This is a genomic window from Halomonas sp. BM-2019 (genome assembly GCF_017584085.1).
Window position 1 is genome coordinate 1,887,832 of sequence record NZ_CP071922.1, and the last position, 2,581, is coordinate 1,890,412.

Genomic DNA, 2,581 nt, shown 5'->3' on the forward strand with positions numbered 1-2,581 from the left:
CACCACCCCCCTGGGCCTCGGCGGCTTCTCCGCGGCGCGGGCGCTCTCCACCCGCAACGATGACCCGGCGGCAGCCAGCCGCCCCTGGGATCGCGACCGCGACGGCTTCGTGCTCTCCGACGGCGCCGGGGTGCTGGTACTGGAGGAGTACGAGCACGCCAAGGCCCGCGGCGCGACCCTCTACGCCGAGCTGACCGGCTTCGGCATGAGCGACGACGCCTACCACATGACCGCCCCGCCCGTGGACGGCAGCGGCGCGGCGCTCTCCATGGCCAACGCCATCCGCGACGCCCGGCTCGATCCCGCGGCCATCGACTACATCAACGCCCATGGCACCTCCACGCCGGCCGGCGACCTGGCCGAGAGCCGCGCGGTGGAGCAGGTGATGGGCGAGGCGGCGAAGTCCGTGGCGGTCAGCTCCACCAAGTCGATGATCGGCCACCTGCTGGGGGCCGCCGGCGCCGTGGAGGCGGTGTTCTCCATTCTGGCGATCCGCGACCAGGTGGCGCCGCCCACCATCAACCTGGACAATCCCCAGGAGGGCTGCCGCCTCGACTATGTGCCGCACACCGCCCGCGAGATGACGATCGACGTGGCGCTGTCGAACTCCTTCGGCTTCGGCGGCACTAACGGCACCCTGGTCTTCTCCCGGGTCTAGCCCGCCAGGCGACCGTGAGCGGCGGCGAGGTGGGCATGGCTGACGGGCAGGCGGGCTGGCCCCTGGCGGATCGCGGGGTCGCCTATGGCGACGGCCTCTTCGAGACCGTGCTGCTGCGTGACGGCCGCCCACTGCTGTGGGACGAGCACCTGGCGCGCCTGGCCCGCGGCTGTCACGCCCTGGGCATCGCGCTGCCTCGCGAGCATGAGCTGGCCGCCCCCCTGGCCGAGGCCGGGCCGGGGCTCGCGGTGCTCAAGCTGACCCTGACCCGCGGCAGCGGCGGGCGCGGCTATCGCCCGCCGGCGGACCCCGCGCCGCGGCTGCGCTGGCAGCTCACCGCCTTCGCTCCCGCCGAGGCGCGCTGGCGGGAGGGCGTCCGGGTGCGGCACTGCCGGCTGCGGCTCGGCATCCAGCCGGCGCTGGCCGGGCTCAAGCACCTCAATCGCCTGGAGAACGTGCTGGCCCGGGCCGAGTGGGACGACGAGGCCATCGCCGAGGGGCTGCTCTGCGACAGCCACGGCCGGCTGGTGGAGGCCACCGCCATGAACCTCTTCTGGCGGCGCGATGGGCGGCTCGAGACCCCGCGGCTCGACCGCTGCGGCGTGGCCGGCACCCTGCGCGAGGCGCTGATGGCGCGCCTGCCCATCGCCGAGGTCGAGGCCGGGCCCGAGGCGCTGATGCAGGCCGAGGCGGTGTGGCTCGGCAATTCGGTCCAGGGGGCCTGGCCGCTGGCGCGCCTCGACGACGCCGTTGGCCAGCCGCTCATGCGCTGGCCCCTGGGCGCCGTGCACCGGGCCTTCCAGGCCGAGGCCCATCGCCTGCTGGGCTACCCGGCTCCCTGAGCCGCTCTTGATGACAGATGACACGACGAGGACGCCGATGCTGCGTGTGGTGAAGATCCTGCTGGTGCTGACCATCCTGGTCGGCGCCGCCCTGTTCGGCGGCTACCGCTACTGGGAGTCGCGCCTCGCGGCGCCCATTGCCGTGAGCGAGCCGACCCTCTACGAGGTGCCCCGCGGCGCCGGCTACAACCGCGTGGTGCTCGACCTGGCCCGCCAGGGCCTGATCGAGGACGACTGGGCCTTTCGCCTGCTGACCCGCCTGGAGCCCGAGAGCGTGCCGCGCCTTCGCGCCGGGGAGTACATGCTCGAGCCCGGCATGAGCGGTCGCGAGCTGATCGTGCTGCTGGGTAGCGACCGGGTGGTCACCTACCCGCTGACCATCCCCGAGGGCTGGACCTTCCGCCAGATGCGCGAGCTGCTCGACCACGCGCCCAAGCTGGAGAACCGCACCGCGGGGCTCCCCGACGAGGAGGTGATGGCGCTGCTCGACCGTGAGGGGCGCCACCCCGAGGGCTGGTTCTTCCCCGACACCTACCGCTACCACAAGGGGGTGAGCGACCTGGAGATCCTGCGCCAGGCGCTCACCCGCATGGAGGCGATCCTCGAGGAGGTGTGGGAGGGGCGCGCCGACGACCTGACCATCGACACCCCCTTTGAAGCGCTGATCATGGCCTCGCTGATCGAACGCGAGACCGGGGCGCCGGAGGAGCGCCGCGAGATCGCCGGCGTCTTCAAGCGGCGCATGGAGACCGGGATGCGCCTGCAGACCGACCCCACGGTGATCTACGGCATGGGTGAGCGCTACGACGGCCGCATCACCCGCGACGACCTGCGCGAGGCGACCCCCTACAACACCTATGTGATCGACGGCCTGCCGCCGACGCCCATCGCCATGCCGGGACGTGCGTCCCTGGAAGCCGCCGTGGACCCGCTGCCCGGCGAGACCCTCTACTTCGTCTCCCGGGGCGACGGCACCCACCACTTCTCGCGCACCCTGCGCGAGCACAACAATGCGGTCAATCGCTATATCCGCAATCGCCAGTAAGGAGACACGGATGGCCGAGCGCGGACGCTTTATCAC

The 2,581-nt window shown here is 72.4% G+C and carries 3 protein-coding genes; all 3 read left to right on the forward strand.

Annotated features, from left to right (window positions below; translation table 11 throughout):
• Positions 1-658: beta-ketoacyl synthase N-terminal-like domain-containing protein (locus tag J5F18_RS09525; RefSeq protein WP_346301999.1), on the forward strand; the 658-nt coding region annotated here is incomplete at its 5' end.
• Positions 659-693: 35 nt separating this feature from the next.
• Positions 694-1,500, forward strand: a complete 807-nt coding sequence (gene pabC, locus J5F18_RS09530; RefSeq protein ID WP_346302000.1) for an aminodeoxychorismate lyase — start codon at positions 694-696, stop codon at positions 1,498-1,500.
• 37 nt (positions 1,501-1,537) lie between these two features.
• Positions 1,538-2,545, forward strand: coding sequence for an endolytic transglycosylase MltG (gene mltG / locus J5F18_RS09535; protein WP_346302001.1), 1,008 nt, complete (start codon positions 1,538-1,540; stop codon positions 2,543-2,545).
• The last annotated feature ends 36 nt before the right edge of the window (positions 2,546-2,581 follow it).